This is a genomic window from Caulobacter sp. UNC358MFTsu5.1 (assembly GCF_000712075.1).
In the GTDB taxonomy this organism is placed as follows: Bacteria; Pseudomonadota; Alphaproteobacteria; order Caulobacterales; family Caulobacteraceae; genus Caulobacter.
On record NZ_JONW01000007.1, the window covers coordinates 161,116 to 177,008 of the forward strand.

15 protein-coding genes are annotated in these 15,893 nt (G+C 69.2%); 4 read left to right on the forward strand and 11 right to left on the reverse strand.

What is annotated here, in order from left to right:
* Positions 1-96 precede the first annotated feature (96 nt).
* Positions 97-1,137, reverse strand: coding sequence for a substrate-binding domain-containing protein (locus BR39_RS0113475; protein WP_029912677.1), 1,041 nt, complete (start codon positions 1,135-1,137; stop codon positions 97-99).
* 235 nt (positions 1,138-1,372) lie between these two features.
* Between BR39_RS0113475 and BR39_RS0113480 the strand changes: the two genes are divergently transcribed.
* Positions 1,373-1,897 carry a hypothetical protein gene (locus BR39_RS0113480; protein WP_029912680.1) on the forward strand — a complete coding sequence of 175 codons (525 nt, stop codon included), beginning with the start codon at positions 1,373-1,375 and terminating at the stop codon, positions 1,895-1,897.
* Positions 1,898-1,911: 14 nt separating this feature from the next.
* Here BR39_RS0113480 and arsC read toward each other — a convergent pair whose 3' ends face one another.
* Positions 1,912-2,268, reverse strand: a complete 357-nt coding sequence (gene arsC, locus BR39_RS0113485) for an arsenate reductase (glutaredoxin) (protein ID WP_029912683.1) — start codon at positions 2,266-2,268, stop codon at positions 1,912-1,914.
* Between the two features lie 142 nt (positions 2,269-2,410).
* Here arsC and BR39_RS26505 point away from each other — a divergent pair, with 142 nt between their 5' ends.
* On the forward strand, positions 2,411-2,563 hold the full coding sequence (locus BR39_RS26505; protein ID WP_156035767.1) for a hypothetical protein: 153 nt from the start codon (positions 2,411-2,413) through the stop codon (positions 2,561-2,563).
* Positions 2,564-2,587: 24 nt separating this feature from the next.
* Here BR39_RS26505 and BR39_RS0113495 read toward each other — a convergent pair whose 3' ends face one another.
* From BR39_RS0113495 to BR39_RS0113515, 5 genes are all read right to left on the reverse strand, one after another.
* Positions 2,588-3,718: an aldose epimerase family protein gene (locus BR39_RS0113495; RefSeq protein WP_029912685.1), complete on the reverse strand. Its 1,131-nt coding sequence runs from the start codon at positions 3,716-3,718 to the stop codon at positions 2,588-2,590.
* A gap of 131 nt (positions 3,719-3,849) precedes the next feature.
* Positions 3,850-7,053, reverse strand: coding sequence for a TonB-dependent receptor domain-containing protein (locus tag BR39_RS0113500; protein ID WP_029912689.1), 3,204 nt, complete (start codon positions 7,051-7,053; stop codon positions 3,850-3,852).
* A gap of 252 nt (positions 7,054-7,305) precedes the next feature.
* On the reverse strand, positions 7,306-7,836 hold the full coding sequence (locus BR39_RS25830; RefSeq protein ID WP_051695640.1) for a hypothetical protein: 531 nt from the start codon (positions 7,834-7,836) through the stop codon (positions 7,306-7,308).
* An 8-nt stretch (positions 7,837-7,844) separates the two neighbouring features.
* Positions 7,845-8,288, reverse strand: a complete 444-nt coding sequence (locus BR39_RS0113510) for a hypothetical protein (protein WP_029912695.1) — start codon at positions 8,286-8,288, stop codon at positions 7,845-7,847.
* Entirely contained in the window at positions 8,278-8,547 is a 270-nt protein-coding gene (locus tag BR39_RS0113515) for a hypothetical protein (RefSeq protein WP_029912698.1), read from the reverse strand. Before BR39_RS0113515 ends, BR39_RS0113510 begins: the two co-directional genes overlap by 11 nt.
* Before the next feature lie 181 nt (positions 8,548-8,728).
* Between BR39_RS0113515 and BR39_RS0113520 the strand changes: the two genes are divergently transcribed.
* Positions 8,729-9,787, forward strand: a complete 1,059-nt coding sequence (locus BR39_RS0113520; RefSeq protein WP_051695643.1) for a sensor histidine kinase — start codon at positions 8,729-8,731, stop codon at positions 9,785-9,787.
* 10 nt (positions 9,788-9,797) lie between these two features.
* A complete protein-coding gene (locus BR39_RS0113525) occupies positions 9,798-10,616 on the forward strand; it encodes a LytTR family DNA-binding domain-containing protein (protein ID WP_051695646.1) in 819 nt (272 codons plus the stop codon).
* A 190-nt stretch (positions 10,617-10,806) separates the two neighbouring features.
* Here BR39_RS0113525 and BR39_RS0113530 read toward each other — a convergent pair whose 3' ends face one another.
* From BR39_RS0113530 to BR39_RS0113545, 4 genes are all read right to left on the reverse strand, one after another.
* Positions 10,807-11,085, reverse strand: a complete 279-nt coding sequence (locus BR39_RS0113530; protein WP_029912708.1) for an HU family DNA-binding protein — start codon at positions 11,083-11,085, stop codon at positions 10,807-10,809.
* Between the two features lie 272 nt (positions 11,086-11,357).
* On the reverse strand, positions 11,358-12,512 hold the full coding sequence (locus BR39_RS0113535) for a mandelate racemase (RefSeq protein WP_029912710.1): 1,155 nt from the start codon (positions 12,510-12,512) through the stop codon (positions 11,358-11,360).
* Positions 12,513-12,656: 144 nt separating this feature from the next.
* Positions 12,657-15,446: a TonB-dependent receptor gene (locus tag BR39_RS0113540; RefSeq protein WP_051695650.1), complete on the reverse strand. Its 2,790-nt coding sequence runs from the start codon at positions 15,444-15,446 to the stop codon at positions 12,657-12,659.
* Positions 15,447-15,666: 220 nt separating this feature from the next.
* Complete coding sequence (locus BR39_RS0113545; RefSeq protein WP_029912718.1) at positions 15,667-15,870, reverse strand: hypothetical protein; 204 nt, start codon at positions 15,868-15,870, stop codon at positions 15,667-15,669.
* Positions 15,871-15,893: the final 23 nt, after the last annotated feature.

Sequence of the window (15,893 nt, forward strand, 5' to 3'; positions counted from 1 at the left end):
CCCGGCGCGCGGACAGGTCAAGACGGTGCGTTTGCACGCGAAAAGAAAAAGGCCCCGGATCGCTCCGGGGCCTTTCCCTTGTGGGAACCGAAAGCCCTAGGACTTCGGCGCGGCCATCGGCGGCAGCTTGCCGGCGGCGGCCTTCATGGCCTCGTGCTGAGCCGGGGGCAGGGGGATCAGGCCGCGGCCCTGCAGGTAGCCGCCACGGCCGGTCGCCGCGTCGGACACGAACTCGGCGATGAACTCCTTCAGGCCCGGGGTCACCCCGACCTGGTCCTTCTTGACGTAGATGTAGAGCGAGCGCGACAGCGGGTACTGGCCGCTGGCGATCGTCTGGGCCGAGGGCTTCACGCCGTTGACGGCCGCGCCCTTGATCTTGTTGCCGTTCTCTTCGAGGAAGCTGTAGCCGAACACGCCCAGCGCGCCCGGGGTCTTCTCGATGGTGCCGACGATGGCGTTGTCGTTCTCGCCGGCGTCGACCCAGCCGCCGTCCGTGCGCAGCGGATCGACCTTGGCCTTGAAGGCCTTCTCGTCGCTTTCGGCCAGCGACTTGGCGGTCGGGAATTTCTTGGCGCCGCCCTCGATGGCCAGCTCGACGAAGGCGTCGCGGGTGCCCGAGGTGGGCGGCGGGCCGTAGACCAGGATGCGGTTGGCCGGCAGGCCGGCGCCGACGTCCTTCCAGGTCTTGTACGGGTTGGCCACGAACTGGCCGCCGCGCAGGACGTTCTGGCCCAGGCCCAGGAACAGGTGCTCGACCTTGAAGCTGTAGTCGGGCGAGGACTTGTCCATGGCCACGACGATGCCGTCGAAGCCGATCTTCAGCTCGACGATGTTGTTGACGCCCTTGGCCTTGCAGGCCTCGAACTCGGACTTCTTCATCGGCCGCGAGGCGTTGGCGATGTCGGGGAACTTCTCGCCCATGCCGCCGCAGAACATCTTGATGCCGCCGCCGGTGCCCAGGCTCTCGATCTTGGGCGACTTCTTGCCGGTCTTCTTGGCGAAGTTCTCGGCGGTGCGGGTGGAGAACGGGAACACGGTCGACGAACCGGCGGCCCAGACATAGTCGCGGGCGGCGTGGGCGCTGGATGCGCCGGCCAGCAGGCCGAGCGCGGCGGTGGCTCCGAGCAGGGTCTTCATGGGGGACATTCCTACTTTCGAGGGGGCGAGAAGAAGGGGAACGCACGAAGCGTACGTCCCATGCCGCCGTCATTTGTCACAGTTTGGCGACAGTTTTGCGACAGCGTCCGTTCACGGACGATCCCGCCATCCGGCCGCCCGCCATTTGGCGCCGCCCAGCGGGCGCGACGGTGCGATTGACCACCTAGGGTCGAGGTTCTACGCTTCCGGTAGCGTTCCGAGGAAGGGCGTCCGCATGAAGTCGATCCTTGTCTGCATGGCCGCCCTGTCTTTCGCGGCTCCGGCGCTCGCCGGCGAGTGGCCCAAGCAGGACTGGCGCCTGCTCAAGGTCACGCCCATGCCGCAGCAAACGCCGTCGGCCGCCCAAAGGGATGGCGGCGCCTCTCCGCCGCAGGTCCTGGCGACCGGCCCCGTGAGCGGCCGCCTCGGCGGCCCAGCGCCTGGCAGCCGGCAGAACATCGCCCTTGATCTGAACTCGATCGATCGCACCGGCGACAATGTCGAGCTCCGCTATTTCGTCTGGCCCGACGGGCGTTCGGAGATCACCGAGGTCTCGTCGCGGATCGACTGCTCGCGGACCGGCGAGCAGGTCGTGTCCTGGCGTCGATACGATCGGGACTTTGTCTCTGTCGGGGCCGGCGAGGAAGGCGTGAGGCGGACGGACGCGACCGCCAGGGCGGTCGCCGGCTACGCCTGCCATCCCAGCCGGGGCCAGAACGTCAGCGGGAAGTCCCTGCCGGAAGTGGTCCGCGGCGGATAGCGCGCCTCGGAGGCCTACAGCAGGTCCAGCACCCGTTCCTTGGGCCGGCACAGGACCACGCCCTTGGGCGTGACCACGATCGGACGCTCGACCAGGATCGGTTCGGCGACCATGGCGTCCAGGATCTGGTCGTCGGTGACGCCCGGCGCGGTCAGGCCCAGGGCCTCGGCCGGCGTGCCGCGCACCCGCAGCCATTCGTGCGGCCGCACGCCCGCCTGGGCCATCAGCTCGGCCAACTGCTGGCGGGTCCAGGGGCGCTTCAGATACGGGATGATCGACGGCTCGTGGCCGGCGTCGCGGATCATCTGCAGCACGTTGCGCGAGGTCCCGCAGTTGGGATTGTGGAAGATCGTGATCGGAAAGTCGCTCATGGCCCCGGTGAACCAGCCGCCGCGCGGGAAGTAAAGTGCGGGCGCGTCATCCCGCCGCGCCGCCGTCCATGGTCAAGTCAACCAAGCGGCAACCCTGCCCGGCGATCCTGCGCGCCAGTACGCGTAGAGGACTTTCCCGCCCATGACCGCCTTTGCCGCCCTGCGCAGCATGGCCTTCGCCTGCCTGATCACCTGCGCCGCCATGACCGCCGCCTGGAGCAGCCTGCGCCACGCCGTCTGGCCGCATGACGAGGATCGTGGCGACGTGGTGTGGATCAGGACGGCGAGCCGTTAGGCCGCCCGAGGCGACGGGCCCCCGCTACTTCACCACGCCGAAGCGGAACTCGGTCGTCTGCTTGAACGTCTGGCCCGGCCGCAGGACGGTCGAGGGGAAGTTCGGGTGGTTGGGGCTGTCGGCGAAGTGCTGGGTCTCGATCGCCAGGCCCGCGCCCTTTTCGAGGCCGGTCCCGTCGGGACGCTTCAGCGCGCCGTTGAAGCTGTTGGCGGTGAACAGCTGGACTCCCGGCTGGGTGGTGGCCGCCTCCAGGGTGCGGCCGCTGGCGGCGTCGACCACCCGCACGGCCGGGACCAGCCGGCCGCGCCCCCCGCCGTCGACGACGAAGTTGTGGTCGAAGCCGTTGGCGAACTTGATCTGCGGATCGTCGGCCGTGACCCGGTCGCCCAGCCGCGTGGGCTTGCGCAGGTCCAGGGCCGTGCCGGCCACGGGGGCGATCTCGCCGGTCGGCAGCTTGCGGGCGTTGATCGGGGTGAAGGTCTGGGCCAGCACCTGGACGGTCTGGTCGTAGACGTTTCCGCCGCTCGCCAGGTTGAAATAGGCGTGGTGGCTGAGGTTGATCACCGTCGGCTTGTCGGTGACGGCGCGGTAGTCGATGCGCAAGGCGTTCTTGCGGGTGACCGTGTAGGTCACGGTCGCCTTCAGGGTTCCTGGATAGCCGCCTTCGCCGTCGGCGGCGGTGTAGGCCAGGGTGACGCCGGCCTCGCCGTGGCGCTGGAACGTCGTCCCCGTCCACAGCCGCGTGGCGAAGCCGGTGGGGCCGCCGTGCGAGGAGACGCCCTCGGCGCTGCTGGGCAGGTCGTGGCGCACGCCGTCGATCGTGAAGCCGCCGTTCGAGATGCGGTTGGCGTAGCGGCCCAGCAGCGAGCTGAAATTGGCCCGGGTCTCGTAGGCCTTCAGGTCGGCCAGCTCCAGGACGACGTTCTGCACGCGGCCCTCGCGGTCGGGGACGTTCACCTGGGTGATGACGCCGCCGTAGGACAGCACCTTCACGCTCATGCCGTGGTCGTTCTTCAGGGTGAACACCTCGACCGGTGCGCCGGCGGCGGTGACGCCGTACGGGGCGCGGGTCGCTTCGGCGGCCAGGGCCGGGCCGGCGGCCAGCAGCAGGGCGGCGGTGGCGAGGGTCAGGGTCCTGTACGCGGCGACAGCCATGGTTTCCTTCCCGGGATGCTCGTGTCGAGCTGTTATGGAAACCGGTGTCAGCCAAACGGCGGGCGAGATCAAGAGGCCGCTTCCGACGGATCGGAAACGGCCTCCCGATTTCGGTTCAAGTCTTCGTCAGGCTAGAACTGCCAGTCGAAGCCCAGGCGCACCGAGCGGGGCGTCTGGTAGGCCCGGACCTGGCCGTAGGTCAGGCTGGAGAGCCCGCCGGCCGTCTCGCCGAACTCGTCGTAGTCGGTGCCGCCCTGCAGGTTGAACAGGTTGAAGATGTCGGCCCGCAGCACGAGGTTGCTGTCGGTCTTGCTGCCCACCACCGGTACGACCGGCACGAAGCGGGCCGGCACGGTGTAGCGCAGCGAGACGTCGAACCGGGTGATCCAGTCGCTGTCGAACGAGGTCCCGCGGTTGACGATCTTGCCGCCGCAGAAGCGGGCGTTGGCCCCGTCGCCGTTGGCCTCCTGCCAGTCGGGCGCCGCGTTGGGCGGCGCCAGGCCGATGCAGCCGTACTTGCGTGGCGACAGGACCGAGAGATTGCCGCCCAGCAGCAGGTCCTCGAGCACGGCGTAGGAGCCGAACAGCTTGATCTGGTGCCCGCGGTGGTTGGGCAGCAGGCCGTAGGTGCCGGGGACATAGGCCAGGCGGTCGAAGTCGACGGTGATGCCGGCGTCGGTCTGGCCGTTGTCCGAGCGGGCCGCCCCTTCGAAATTGCCCTTCGATTCCGACAGCACGTACGAGCCGCGCAGGCCCCACTTGCCGTCGAACTCGCGGTCGAAGTTCAGCTCCAGCCCCAGATACTCGCGCTTGGCCTTGGGGAAGGCCATCTGCTGGGCGCTGATGGTGATGGTCTTGGCGGTTGTCTCGCCGGGCAGGGGATTGGACAGCTTGACCACCACGTCGCTGCCCGGATTGATGATCAGGAACTGGTGCGAGCCGTTCCAGACGTCGGTGCACCCGGTCTTGGCGGCGTTGGTCTGGGCGTAGCCGTTGGCCGAGCACCAGACCCGGATCGCCTGGTCCATCACCGTGTCCTCGCTGACCCGGCCCAGGTTGCGGTAGGTCAGGTTCACGCCGACCTTCCACAGGGCGTCGATCCGGTGCTCGTAGCCGATGATGTACTCGTCTTGATAGGTGGACTTCAGGTTCAGGGCCGAGACGGTGTCGGGCGCCGGCGCCAGGCCGTTGTTGCGGATCACGCAGGCCTGGGTGTTGACCGGCGCGATGCTCTTCACCGTGGCCACGCAGGGCACCAGGCTGCCGCCCGTGGCCTGGACGCCCACCCCGCCGATCGGCTTGCCGGTCAGAGGATTGAGCGTGAAGGTCGAGCCCGGCCCGCCGACCGGGAAGAAGAACTCCGAGGCGTCGATGGCGGGCGAGGCGGCGCGGAACGCCGTGTTCGAGGCCACCGGCAGGTAGGTGCGCCCGTACGAACCGTACAGCTTGTCGGTGCGGTTCCCGAACAGGTCGTAGGCGAAGCCCAGGCGCAGGGCGATCTCGTCGTCGAACTGCGAGAACGCCTGGCCCAGCGGGTTCATCACCTTGAACTGGTCCTTGCGGACGCCGAGGTTCAGGGTCAGGTCGCCGGTCACGTCCCAGGCGTCCTGGATGTAGTAGGCCCTGTTGCGCCCGGAATAGCCGCCGCCGGTCTCGAAGCGGCGCATCTCGACATATTCCTGGTTCGGCCCGATCGCGCCGCCCTGGGCCCCGCTGGCCCCGGCCTTGCGGTAGATCCAGTTGCGCTCGCCGTTGCGGACGGTGAACTGGGTCAGCAGGGTCTTCTCCTCGTCGAAGCCGCCGCGGATGTGGTGGTCGCCGAAGAACTTGAAATAGAGGTCGGCGTCGGCCCGGTAGAACTCGCGGTTGGCCAGGGACGGCACGGTCGACGAACTGGCGGTCTGGCGGCTGACGGTGGTGGCCGTGCCCGAGCGGTTGTCCTGGATCAGGGGCTCGGTCAGCAGGTTGCTGATCGACTTGTTGTCGACCTCGCTGCGGCCATAGGCGGCCGACAGGGTCAGCCAGTCGGTGAAGGTGCCGGTGTAGCGGGCCACGTAGTTCTCGCCGCCCTGGTACAGGCTGTCGGCGCTGGAGCGGTCGGGCAGGACCTGGTCGTTGGCCAGCAGGTACTGGTAGGTGTCGCGCTTGCGCTTCCGGCTGGTGTCGAAATAGGTGAACTCCAGGTGCTGGCGGCTGGTGACGTAGGCGTCCAGCTTGAAGGCGTAGAACGGATCGGCCGTGCGGTCCTTGGTGACGCTGGCGCGGGTGACGCCGGGCGCGGGGTTGGGGTTGTTGGTCCCGTTCTCCACCTTCAGGTCCTGGAAGGTGGCCAGGCCGTAGAAGAACAGACGGTCGCGGATGATCGGGCCGCCGGCCTCGACCGTCAGGCTGTTGTCGGTGCGGTGGGCCAGCGAGTTCCGCGAGATGGTGGTGTTGGGCATCTGCTCGCGCCACTTGTCGGGCTCGTAGCTGCCATGCAGGGCGAAGGTGAAGTCGTTGGAGCCCGACTTGGTCACGGCGTTGACCATCGCGCCGGTGCCGCGGCCGAACTCGGCGGGATAGCCGCCGGTCTTGACCTCGACCGACTTGTAGAACTCGAACGGCACCACGGCCGCGCCGATGCCGTTGACGAAGTTGGTGATGTTCAAGCCGTTGATATAGAAGACGTTCTCGCCGACCGAGGCGCCGCCCACCGCCGGTTGGGACTGGCCCTGGACGACGAAGTTGGTGGCGGAGTCGGCGGGGATGGCCGACGGGGCCAGCAGCACCAGCGAGGTGACGTTGCGGGCGATGGGCACCTGCTTGGTCAGGGTCTCGACATCGACCACCAGGCCGGTCGTGGTGCCCGCGAAGTCCAGCTGCGGATTGGCCGTGCCCGTGACCACCACCTCGGAGACGCTCGCGCCTTCCTCGTTGATCGTGAAGCCGAAATTGGCCGTCGAGCCGACGGTGACGCGGACGTTGGAGTCGTTGACCGGCTGGTAGCCGGCCTTGCTGATCGACACGGCATAGGCGCCCGACGGGATCAGGGCGATGCGGAACCGGCCGTCGGCGTCGGTGACCAGGTCGCGTTCGAAGCCCTGGGCCAGCGACTTGACCTTGATCGCGGCGCCGGCCACGGGCGTCCCGGAAGCGTCGGTGACCGTGCCGGCCAGGGCGCCCGAGCTGTAGTCCTGGGCCAGGGCCTGGTGCGGCGCCAGGCCGGCCAGGATCGCCAGCCCCAAGAAGGAGGCGAGCGGTGCGGCCGAGGCCAGGCCGGCCGCCATGGTCGTGGCCAGCAGCCGTCCGCGCCGGGTGGCGGATCGTCGAAGTTGCGAACTCGAATGGGTGGACATGTAACCCCCTGTGTGTGAGCGCGAAGAGATTTCGCGTTATCTCAGACAGCGAATTACGGTCGTCGGGGTCAATAGATCGCGGGTTGATTATTAAAATACTGAAATGTTGTCGCGATACTGACACGGTTGAATTTGTGTACAGGGCCGTAAGTGTATTTATCTTATTCTGTATATGATGTGTGAATATTGTTCACGCACGAAAGCCCGCGCCGGCGACGCCGGCGCGGGTGTTCTTTCGGCGGAGGTCCTGGTTCAGGCCGCGGGGACTTGGACGGTGGTCGGGATCGAGGGGCCGCGCCAGGCCGCGCGGGCCGCGAACAGGGCGATGGGCAGGCCCACCCCGAACATGTGGATGGTCAGGCCGCCGATCAGCACGTCGAGGTGCGGCGGGGGGCGGGGGCCGAACCGCAGCAGCAGGACCACGTAATTCATCACGACGTAGCAGCCGATCCCGTACAGCGGTCCCCACAGCCAGGGGCGGCGGTTGAGGGCGGGCAGGGCGCGGCTGGCCGCGACATAGACCAGGGCCATGACCAGGGCGATGCCGACGTGCAGGGCCCCGCCCAGGGCCGCGGCGGCCGCGCCGCCCGCGTAGGCGGCCTTGCCCAGCACGCCGCTGGCGATCGATTGCAGGATCTTCTCGGGGCCGGTCCCGCGGGTCAGGCCGAAGAAGGTGAAGGCGTAGGTGATGTCCAGCAATGCGGCCGTCACGCCGCCGGCCACGACGGCCAGGCCGGGGCTGATCTCACGCGCGGAACGGGACGGGGAAGGGGACAGGGCCATGGTCGATCTCAGTTGGGGCGCGTGGCGCGATGAAGGGCGGCGTCGGGCGTCGCGCGGACGTCGGCGGGCGCCGGGTCCGGCGCGGCGGCGATCGGGGTCTGGGCGGCGATCAGCTGCTCGATGCGGGCGGCCAGGGCCTGGCCGCGCGGCGACAGCCACAGCCGGCGCTCGCGCGGGTCCTCGACGCCGACCACGCAGTCCAGCAGGTCCAGCGACGGCGGCAGCGGCCGGTCGATCCGGGGCCCGGCCAGGGCGCGGGCAACGCGGGAGGCCCCGGCGTCGGTCAGGCCGCAGGCCAGGCCCAGTTCGGTGACGTTGATGCCGGGGTTCTCGGCGACATAGAGGAAGGCCCGCACGCTGGTCAGGCTGATGGCGGGATGGATTCGCCGGAAGGTCTCCAGCGCCGCCAGCACGGCGTCGCGGCGGCGGATGCGGACGACCTCAGCCGTCATGATAGACCGCCAGGAGGCTGGGACGGGTCCTGTAGCGGCGCGGCGCGGCGGTCTCGCCGGCCTTGACCTCGCCGTTCAGCCGGGGCCGCAGGTGGTGGAAGGTGAAGGCGGCCGTGGCGTATTCGGCGCGGACGACCTCCAGCAGGGCTTGCGCCCGCCGCTGGTGCTCGGCCGCCTCGACATAGTCCAGCGCGGAGACCTCGATGGTGATCTGCGCCCGCAGGGTCAGCATCGGGATGTCCTTGGAGCGCGCGGTCATCTGAGCCCTCTCCGTAAGCATCGACTCTTGCCCGTCGATCTTGCCAGCCGGGGCCGCGGTGTCAGGCGTCGGGAGACCAACGGTCGGCGTCCTGCTGCCAGCGGCGGGATCGTCTGCCAACGGCGCCGCTCCGTCTGCGAACGGCGCTTTGCGCGGGGCCGCCCAGCGGCGACAATGGACCATGACGTCGACGCCGGCCGCGCAGCAGCAGTCCCGGACCATCCTGATCGCCACGGCGGGGGTCTGGCTGCTGGCGTACGCCGCCCTGACCCTCAGCTGGGTCACGGCCAAGGCCCCGCACTTCTGGGACGGCTCGGTCCGGCGCGCGATCATCTGTGTGTTCGGCGCCTTGATGTGCCTGGCCATGCGGCCGCTGCTGCTGCGCTCGACGCCCTGGCCGTTCAGCCTGCGCCTGGCCCTGATCGCCGGCCTGTCTCTGATCGGCGCGCTGGTCTTCGGCGTGGTCGACTACGTGATCTATTGCGAGATCCTGCCGCGCTGGCCGGACTCGACCTTCTGGGGCGTGATGCTGATCGGCCGGACGGTGTTCTGGTTCTTCGCGGCCTGGGCGGCGATCTTCACGGCCGTCCACGCCGACCTGGCCGCGCGCGAGGCGCGGTTCAAGCTGGAGGCGGCGCGGGTGCTGGCCACCGAGACCCAGAACCGCATGCTGCGCTACCAGATCAGCCCGCACTTCCTGTTCAACACCCTCAACGCCCTGGCGACCCTGGTGATGGAGCGTCAGAACGACCGGGCCGAGCAGATGATCCTGGGCCTGTCGGGCTTCCTGCGCCGCTCGCTGGAGCGCGACGTGCGCGAGATGGTCACCCTGGCCGAGGAACTTGACGGCGAGCGCCAGTACGTGGCCATCGAGCAGATCCGGTTCGGCGACCGGCTGCGCTATGTGGAGCGCGCGCCCAGGGCCCTGACCGACGCCCTGGTCCCCAACCTGATCCTGCAGCCGATCATCGAGAACGCGGTCAAGCACGGCTTGGCCCGCAGCAGCGAGCCGCTGGTCATCGAGGTCGTGGTGGCGGCCGAGCGCGACGCCATGATGTCGGTCACCGTCACCGACGACGGCGTCGGCGGGGTCGGGGCGCCGCCCGGGCTGGGCGTGGGGCTGGAGAACGTCCGCCGCCGCCTGGAGACCCGCTACGGCGAGCGCGCCCGCTTGACCTGCGGCGCGCGCGAGCCCCGGGGCTTCCAGGTGCGCCTGGACCTGCCGGTGGAGCGCGCATGAGGAAGCGGGGATGAGCGACGAGGCCCTGACCGTCCTGCTGGCCGACGACGAGCCGCTGGCGCTGCGCCGCCTGCGCCGCCTGACGGGCGAGGTCGAGGGCGTGCGGATCGTGGCGACGGCCAGCGACGGCGACCAGGCTCTGGCCCTGGCGCGCGAGACCGCCGCCCAGGTGGTGATCATCGACATCAAGATGCCGGGCCGCGACGGGGTCAGCGTGGCCCGCGCCCTGGCCGGACCAGAAGGCCCGGTGGTGATCTTCGCCACCGCCTTCGACCGCTACGCCATCCAGGCCTTCGACCTGGCGGCCGTGGACTACCTGCTCAAGCCCTTCGACGGGGCGCGGGTGGCCGAGGCCCTGGCCCGGGCCCGGGCGCAGATCCGGGCGCGCGAGGCCGAGCAGCGGATCGGCGAGCTGCGGGCCATCGTCCAGGACCTGAGAGAAGGCGGGCGCGCCGCCGACAGCCGCTTCGAGACCGAGCTGTGGATCGACGGCCGGGGCGGGGCCCAGCGGGTGCTGGTGCGCGACCTCGACTGGATCGAGGCCGAGCGCGACTATGTCCGCCTGCACGTGGGCGCGCGAAGCTATCTGGTCCGGGACTCGATCCGCAACCTAGTCGAGCGGCTGGACCCCGAGGCCTTCGTGCGCATCCATCGGTCGGCGGTGGTCCAGCGCGATCGGGTGGCCCAGCTGGCGCCGCGTCCCGGCGGCGGGCTGACGGCGGTGCTGTCGACCGGCGCCCGGCCGGCGGTGGGCCGCAGCCACGCCGCGGCGGTGCGGCGGCTGTTCCGGCGCTCGTCGGGCCGGACGCGGACGTCCGAGCCTTCGTAAGAGGGCCGCTGCAGGTCTGGATATCTTGGAGAGGAGCGCGGGGCGGAGCCGCCGCGTCGGACGCCAGGGGCTGTCCGGAAGAGCCGCGTCGTTCGACCGGGTGGGGCGAGCCGACGGGCGGGCGCTTCAGCCGTGTCGCTTGAAGGCCGGGATGAGCGGCCGGCGGTGAGGCCGGCCGCTCGCCGAGGGATTAGCCGTTGACGGCGTCCTTCAGTTGCTTGGCCGGCGTGAAGGCGACCTTCTTGCTGGCGGCGATTTCGATCGCGGCGCCGGTCGAGGGGTTGCGGCCGGTGCGGGCCGGCTTGGCCTGGACCTTGAACTTGCCGAAGCCCGGGATCGAGACTTCTTCGCCCTTCACGGCGGCGGTCGTCAGCGACTTGAAGACGCCGTCGATGATGGCCTTGGCTTGAGCCTTGGTCAGCTTGTCGTCGGCGGCCACGGCGGCGTCGACCAGATCCGAAACGTTCATAAATCAGCTCATCTGCTGGGAATCAAAAGAGACCCAACCCTGCCGGGCCAAACGCGCTTTGTCACCTCATGTTGAGAACAAGGGTTAACGCGCCGATCCGACGAAGGCGGGCAGGCGTCAGCTTGCGGAGAATCCCCGCCATATCAACCCCTTAAAGGAGCTCGGCGGCGCTGATCGCTGTGGAAATCTCGGCGCCGGCGGCAGGGCGGGCCGATTGTGCGGGTGCGAAGGCGACAGGCGAATCCGCGAGAATCGCCGAGGGAACCGCCCGGCTAGGGTTCGGCGGTGCGGATCGCGGCGGGGCCGGCGGGCAGGGCCAGGGTCGCTTCGTGACGCAGTTTCCGGCCGTCGAAGGCGAAGGATTCGACCGTCTGGCCGACCATGCACTGGACCAGAAGACGCCGGGAATCGCGCGACCAGGCCACGCCCTGGCCCCAGGCGCCGACCGGGGCCTGGGCCACCTTGACCAGCCGTCGGCCGTCGATCCGCCAGACCTGGACCAGGCCCTGGAGGTGATAGCCGGGCGCCTTGGTCGAGAGGTTGGAGCCCTCGTTGACGTTGACGGCCACGTAACGGCCGTCGGGCGACATCTTCAGCCCCTCGGGCGTCAGGCCCACCGACACGGTGTCGACGACGACGGGGACGGGCGGGGCCAGGTCGATCAGGCTGATGGTGTCGACGTCGCGGCCGCCGCCGCCGATGTTGCCCGACACCGCGAAGCGGCGCGGCCCGTCGGTGTCGATCTGGTAGGGCCGCAGCCCGGCCGCCAGGCTCACGGACGTCAGGGTCACCTTCGCGCCGTCGACGGCCAGCTGGACGATCCTGTGGTCGTGGTCGCGCGAGACCAGCGCCCGGCGGTCGCCGTCGAAGAAGATCGGCATGGCCGGCGAGGAGTCCGGGTCGCCCACCTTGACCTTGCCGGCCGGCGCGGCGACGCCGTCCGCCAGGGTGAAGACGCTGACCGTGCCCTCGGCGCGGTTGGCGACCATGGCCAGGGTCCCGGCGCGGTTGATCGACACCCCCGAGGCCCCGGCCCCGGCGTGCAGGGTGGCGGTGACCTTCAGGGTCTTCAGGTCAATGATGCTGACCAGGTCGTCGGGAACGATCCGGGTCGGGTCGGCCGGGTCGATCCTGCGGGCCGAGGTGACCAGGGCGAACGACCCGTCCGGGGCCACCGCGACGCTGGACGGCGGGCCGATGACGCTGGTCGGCGCGGCCACCTCGCCGACGATCCGGGGCGGCGAGGCCGACAGGTCGATCAGCGACACCGAGTCCGGACGCGGATGGGCCGGGACCACCTGGGCGCCGTCGTCCAGCACCTGCTTGCCGTCGTTGGCCGAGACCGCGATCTGGGCGTGGCCCGTTCCGGCCAGGGTCTGGGCCAGGGTCAGGGCCAGGACGGCGGCGAGGAGCGGGCGGACGGGCATGCGGAAGATCCTGACGGTTCGGCGCGCGGCGCGCCAGTTGCGGCGAACGGCAAAGCGCGCGAACGCCGGGAGGGACGTTCGCGCGCCTCTGCTGTCGATGCGCGCGGCGGGGACAAATCCACCGCGCCATCGCTTCATCCGGGACTAGTAGGTGTAGCGAACGCCCAGAATGAACTCGCGACCCGTGTGGTGGTAGAACGAGCTCCGGTCGGCGACGGAGTCGTTGAACTGGTCCTGGTACTCGTCGGTCAGGTTCACCCCTTCGAAGGTGAGCTTGAAGTGGTCGTTGATCGTGTACTGCAGCGAGGCGTCGACGTTCAGCGTCTCGTTGGTGCCGTCGGCGTTGGTGCCGGCTTCCGAACCTGGGACGCGGGTCAGGTAGCTGTCACGATAGGCCACCGAGGCCCGGGCGCTCCATTTGCTGTCCTCGTAGTAGATCGTGGCGTTGTACGAGCTGGGCGACAGGCCCGTCAGGTTGGCCGTGGCCACCACCGCGCCGGCGCCGTTCAGGTAGTTGATCGACGATTTGACGTGCGTGTAGTTCAGCAGCACGCCGGTGTGGCTGAGGAAGCCCGGCAGGAAGGTCAGCGGCTGCTGGTAGTTGATCTCGTAGCCGGTCAGGTCGCCGCCGGGGGTGTTGCTGGGGGCGGTGAACTGCCACTGGGCGTCCACGCTGCAGCCGTTGGTCGTGCCGCAGGCGGCGATGGCCACGCTGTCGGGCAGGCCGAATGGGTTGCCGGTGAAGGTCGAGTTGGTCTGCAGCGTCTGGACGAAGCTGCCGATCTCCTTCTTGAACAGCGCCAGCGACAGCAGGCCCGACTGCTGGAAGTACCATTCGAACGACAGGTCGTAGGCCTTGGCCCGGAACGGGTCGAGGTTGGGGTTGCCGGCGCTGACGCTGCGGCCCGCGCCCGAGACGCTGATCGTCGCGCCCGGCGTCAGGCTGCCCAGGTCCGGCCGCGACATCACCTTGGCCGCGCCGAAGCGGATCAGGAAGTTGTCCATCGGCTCGTAGACCACGTTCATCGACGGCAGGGTGTCGCTGTATTCGCGCGACGCCTCGATCGCCACCGGCGCGCCGCTGACATAGGTGTAGCCGTTCGAGTTCTGCTTGGTCTTGACGTACCGGACGCCGAAGTTGCCGCGCAGGGGATGGCCGGCGACCTCGGTGTTGAAGTCGGCCTGGACGTAGCCGCCCAGGTCCTTTTCCTCGACGCCGCGGTTGTTGCCCAGCGCCGGCTCCTTGCCCAGCTTGAACGTGCCGCCATAGGCGGTCTGGTCGTAGAGGCTGAGCACCGAGGCGGCCTTCTGGACGTCGGGGATCAGCACGTCGACGCCGGCGAAGTTGGCGATCTTGCCGTAGGTCGAGCGGTCGATCGCCACCAGGGCGGCCGGCACGGTGGGCTCGATATTGGTGCTGGTGCCGTTCGAGCGGCGCACCTCGGTGGTGTCGAACTTGTATTCCTTGTACGAGCCGCCGGCGCTCAGCTTGAAGATGCCGAGATTGGCCCATTCGCCGTCCAACTGGGCGACGTCATAGGTGTTGACCGCCGACTGCGGGCGCTCGCGGATCTGGGTCAGCACCCACTTGGTGGGGTCGGTCAGGGCCGCGCTGCCGTAGTCGATCTTGGGCAGGTTGCCGTCGCTGTAGTCGTAGGAATAGCCCTGGACGTTGAACTGGTCGAACTGGACGGTCGTCTGGATCGGGTTCTGGTGGTCGGACTTGGAGTGGCCGAGCAGGCCGGTGATCTTGATGTCGTCGGTGATGTTCTGCTCGAGGTTCACGCCGAACTGGGTGAACTTGGTGTCCAGCTCGTCGAAGCGGTTCTCGACCCGCAGGTCGACGTTGTCGAACTTGCCGGCGATCATGGTGTTGTTGCTGTCGATCGTCGACGAGACCACGTGGGTCTGGGCGATGCCGCACGAGGTGGCGACGTTGGCGGCCGTGCAGGCCCCGCCGACGCTGAACGACGGCGCCTCCAGGTACTGCTCCTCGCGCGTGCCCTTGAAGTCGGCGTAGAGGGCGTCGAAGCTCAGCAGGGTCTTGTCAGTGGGCCGCCACTGCAGCGACAGGGTGCCGCCCAGGCGCTTCTGGTCGTCGGTGTAGTTGTCGTATCGCGGGAAGCGCGGGTGGAAGGCGGCGTTGTTGGCGGCGGCGGCCGGGTTGACCGTGGTCGGCAGGCCCGCGCCGTTGGGCAGGGCGTCGAAGCCCGGGCTGAAGGCGTTGCCGGTGGCCCAGCGCACGGTCGAGGAGCCGTTGTCGTCCAGCTGGCGCTTGGTGTAGGCGACCGACAGCAACGCGCCGAAGGTGTCGTCCTTCCACGTGTTGGAGATCATGAAGGCGCCGCGCGGATTGGTCGACTTGGCCAGGTCGTTGTAGCTGCCCTGCACCGAGCCGGCCATCTTGAAGCCGTGATAGTCGAAGGGGCGGGCGGTGCGCAGGTCGACCGTGGCGCCCAGCGAGCCTTCCTCGATGGCCGCCTCGGCGGTCTTGCGCACGGTGATGGCGCTGAACAGGTCCGAGGCGAAGACGTTGAAGTCGAACGAGCGGCCGCGGTTGGTGCCGCCGCCGGCGTCCGAGCCGCCCGCGGTGGTCAGGGCTTCCATGCCGTTGATGCGCACGCGGGTGAACTGGGGACCCAGGCCCCGCACCGAGATCTGGCGGCCCTCGCCGCCGTCGCGCGCCAGGGCGACGCCGGGGATGCGCTGGATGGATTCCGAGAGGTTCAGGTCGGGGAACTTGCCGATGTCCTCGGCCAGGATGGAGTCGACGGCGGCCGACTCCTCGCGCTTGACGTTCAGCGCCTTGGCCAGGCTGGAGCGGAAGCCGGTGACGACCACTTCTTCCACCGAGGTCTGATCATCGGCGGCGGCCGGCGCGGCCTGCCGCGCGGCGGCGGGGGTGGCGGCGAGGCCGAAGCAGACAGCGGCCATGGACGCGCTCGCCAACCAGACGCGGCGTTGAACTGTAGACATGTATCTTCCCTCCCGACGGGACTTTAGTCCGGACCCTGTTCGGTCCTGTTTTCGGGAAGGGGCGGCGCTCGGTCCGGTCATTCGGAGCGGCGGCGGAACCTCGTCCCGCCAGGAGACTAGGAGCTCCCGGCGGCGCGCCGCCAATGCCGTTCCGGAACGTCGCGATGCCGGTCCGGCATCACGCCGCGAGCGACATCAACCGTTCGTAGCGCTGGAGGATGCGCTCTAGCGTCGAACGCTTGATCGGCTTGCCGTCGCGCAGCTTGGTCCAGGTGGTTTCGCTGATCGCATAGCAGTCGAACAGATGCTCGCGCGTCACGGCGGGCAGCCGGGCGCGCAGGCGTTGGACGATGTCGCGGGGTACGGTGAGGGTTTCGGCCATGGGCAGGGTAACGCCCCCGGAGC

Excerpts from the sequence above, each read along its gene's own strand:
- arsC (WP_029912683.1), bottom strand. The coding sequence starts at position 2,268 with ATGAGCGACTTTCCGATCACGATCTTCCACAATCCCAACTGCGGGACC.
- BR39_RS0113520 (WP_051695643.1), top strand. The coding sequence starts at position 8,729 with ATGACGTCGACGCCGGCCGCGCAGCAGCAGTCCCGGACCATCCTGATC.
- BR39_RS0113540 (WP_051695650.1), bottom strand. The coding sequence starts at position 15,446 with ATGGCCGCTGTCTGCTTCGGCCTCGCCGCCACCCCCGCCGCCGCGCGG.
- BR39_RS0113525 (WP_051695646.1), top strand. The coding sequence starts at position 9,798 with ATGAGCGACGAGGCCCTGACCGTCCTGCTGGCCGACGACGAGCCGCTG.
- BR39_RS0113475 (WP_029912677.1), bottom strand. The coding sequence starts at position 1,137 with ATGAAGACCCTGCTCGGAGCCACCGCCGCGCTCGGCCTGCTGGCCGGC.
- BR39_RS26505 (WP_156035767.1), top strand. The coding sequence starts at position 2,411 with ATGACCGCCTTTGCCGCCCTGCGCAGCATGGCCTTCGCCTGCCTGATC.
- BR39_RS0113515 (WP_029912698.1), bottom strand. The coding sequence starts at position 8,547 with ATGACCGCGCGCTCCAAGGACATCCCGATGCTGACCCTGCGGGCGCAG.
- BR39_RS0113530 (WP_029912708.1), bottom strand. The coding sequence starts at position 11,085 with ATGAACGTTTCGGATCTGGTCGACGCCGCCGTGGCCGCCGACGACAAG.
- BR39_RS0113545 (WP_029912718.1), bottom strand. The coding sequence starts at position 15,870 with ATGGCCGAAACCCTCACCGTACCCCGCGACATCGTCCAACGCCTGCGC.
- BR39_RS0113510 (WP_029912695.1), bottom strand. The coding sequence starts at position 8,288 with ATGACGGCTGAGGTCGTCCGCATCCGCCGCCGCGACGCCGTGCTGGCG.
- BR39_RS0113495 (WP_029912685.1), bottom strand. The coding sequence starts at position 3,718 with ATGGCTGTCGCCGCGTACAGGACCCTGACCCTCGCCACCGCCGCCCTG.
- BR39_RS0113500 (WP_029912689.1), bottom strand. The coding sequence starts at position 7,053 with ATGTCCACCCATTCGAGTTCGCAACTTCGACGATCCGCCACCCGGCGC.
- BR39_RS0113480 (WP_029912680.1), top strand. The coding sequence starts at position 1,373 with ATGAAGTCGATCCTTGTCTGCATGGCCGCCCTGTCTTTCGCGGCTCCG.
- BR39_RS0113535 (WP_029912710.1), bottom strand. The coding sequence starts at position 12,512 with ATGCCCGTCCGCCCGCTCCTCGCCGCCGTCCTGGCCCTGACCCTGGCC.
- BR39_RS25830 (WP_051695640.1), bottom strand. The coding sequence starts at position 7,836 with ATGGCCCTGTCCCCTTCCCCGTCCCGTTCCGCGCGTGAGATCAGCCCC.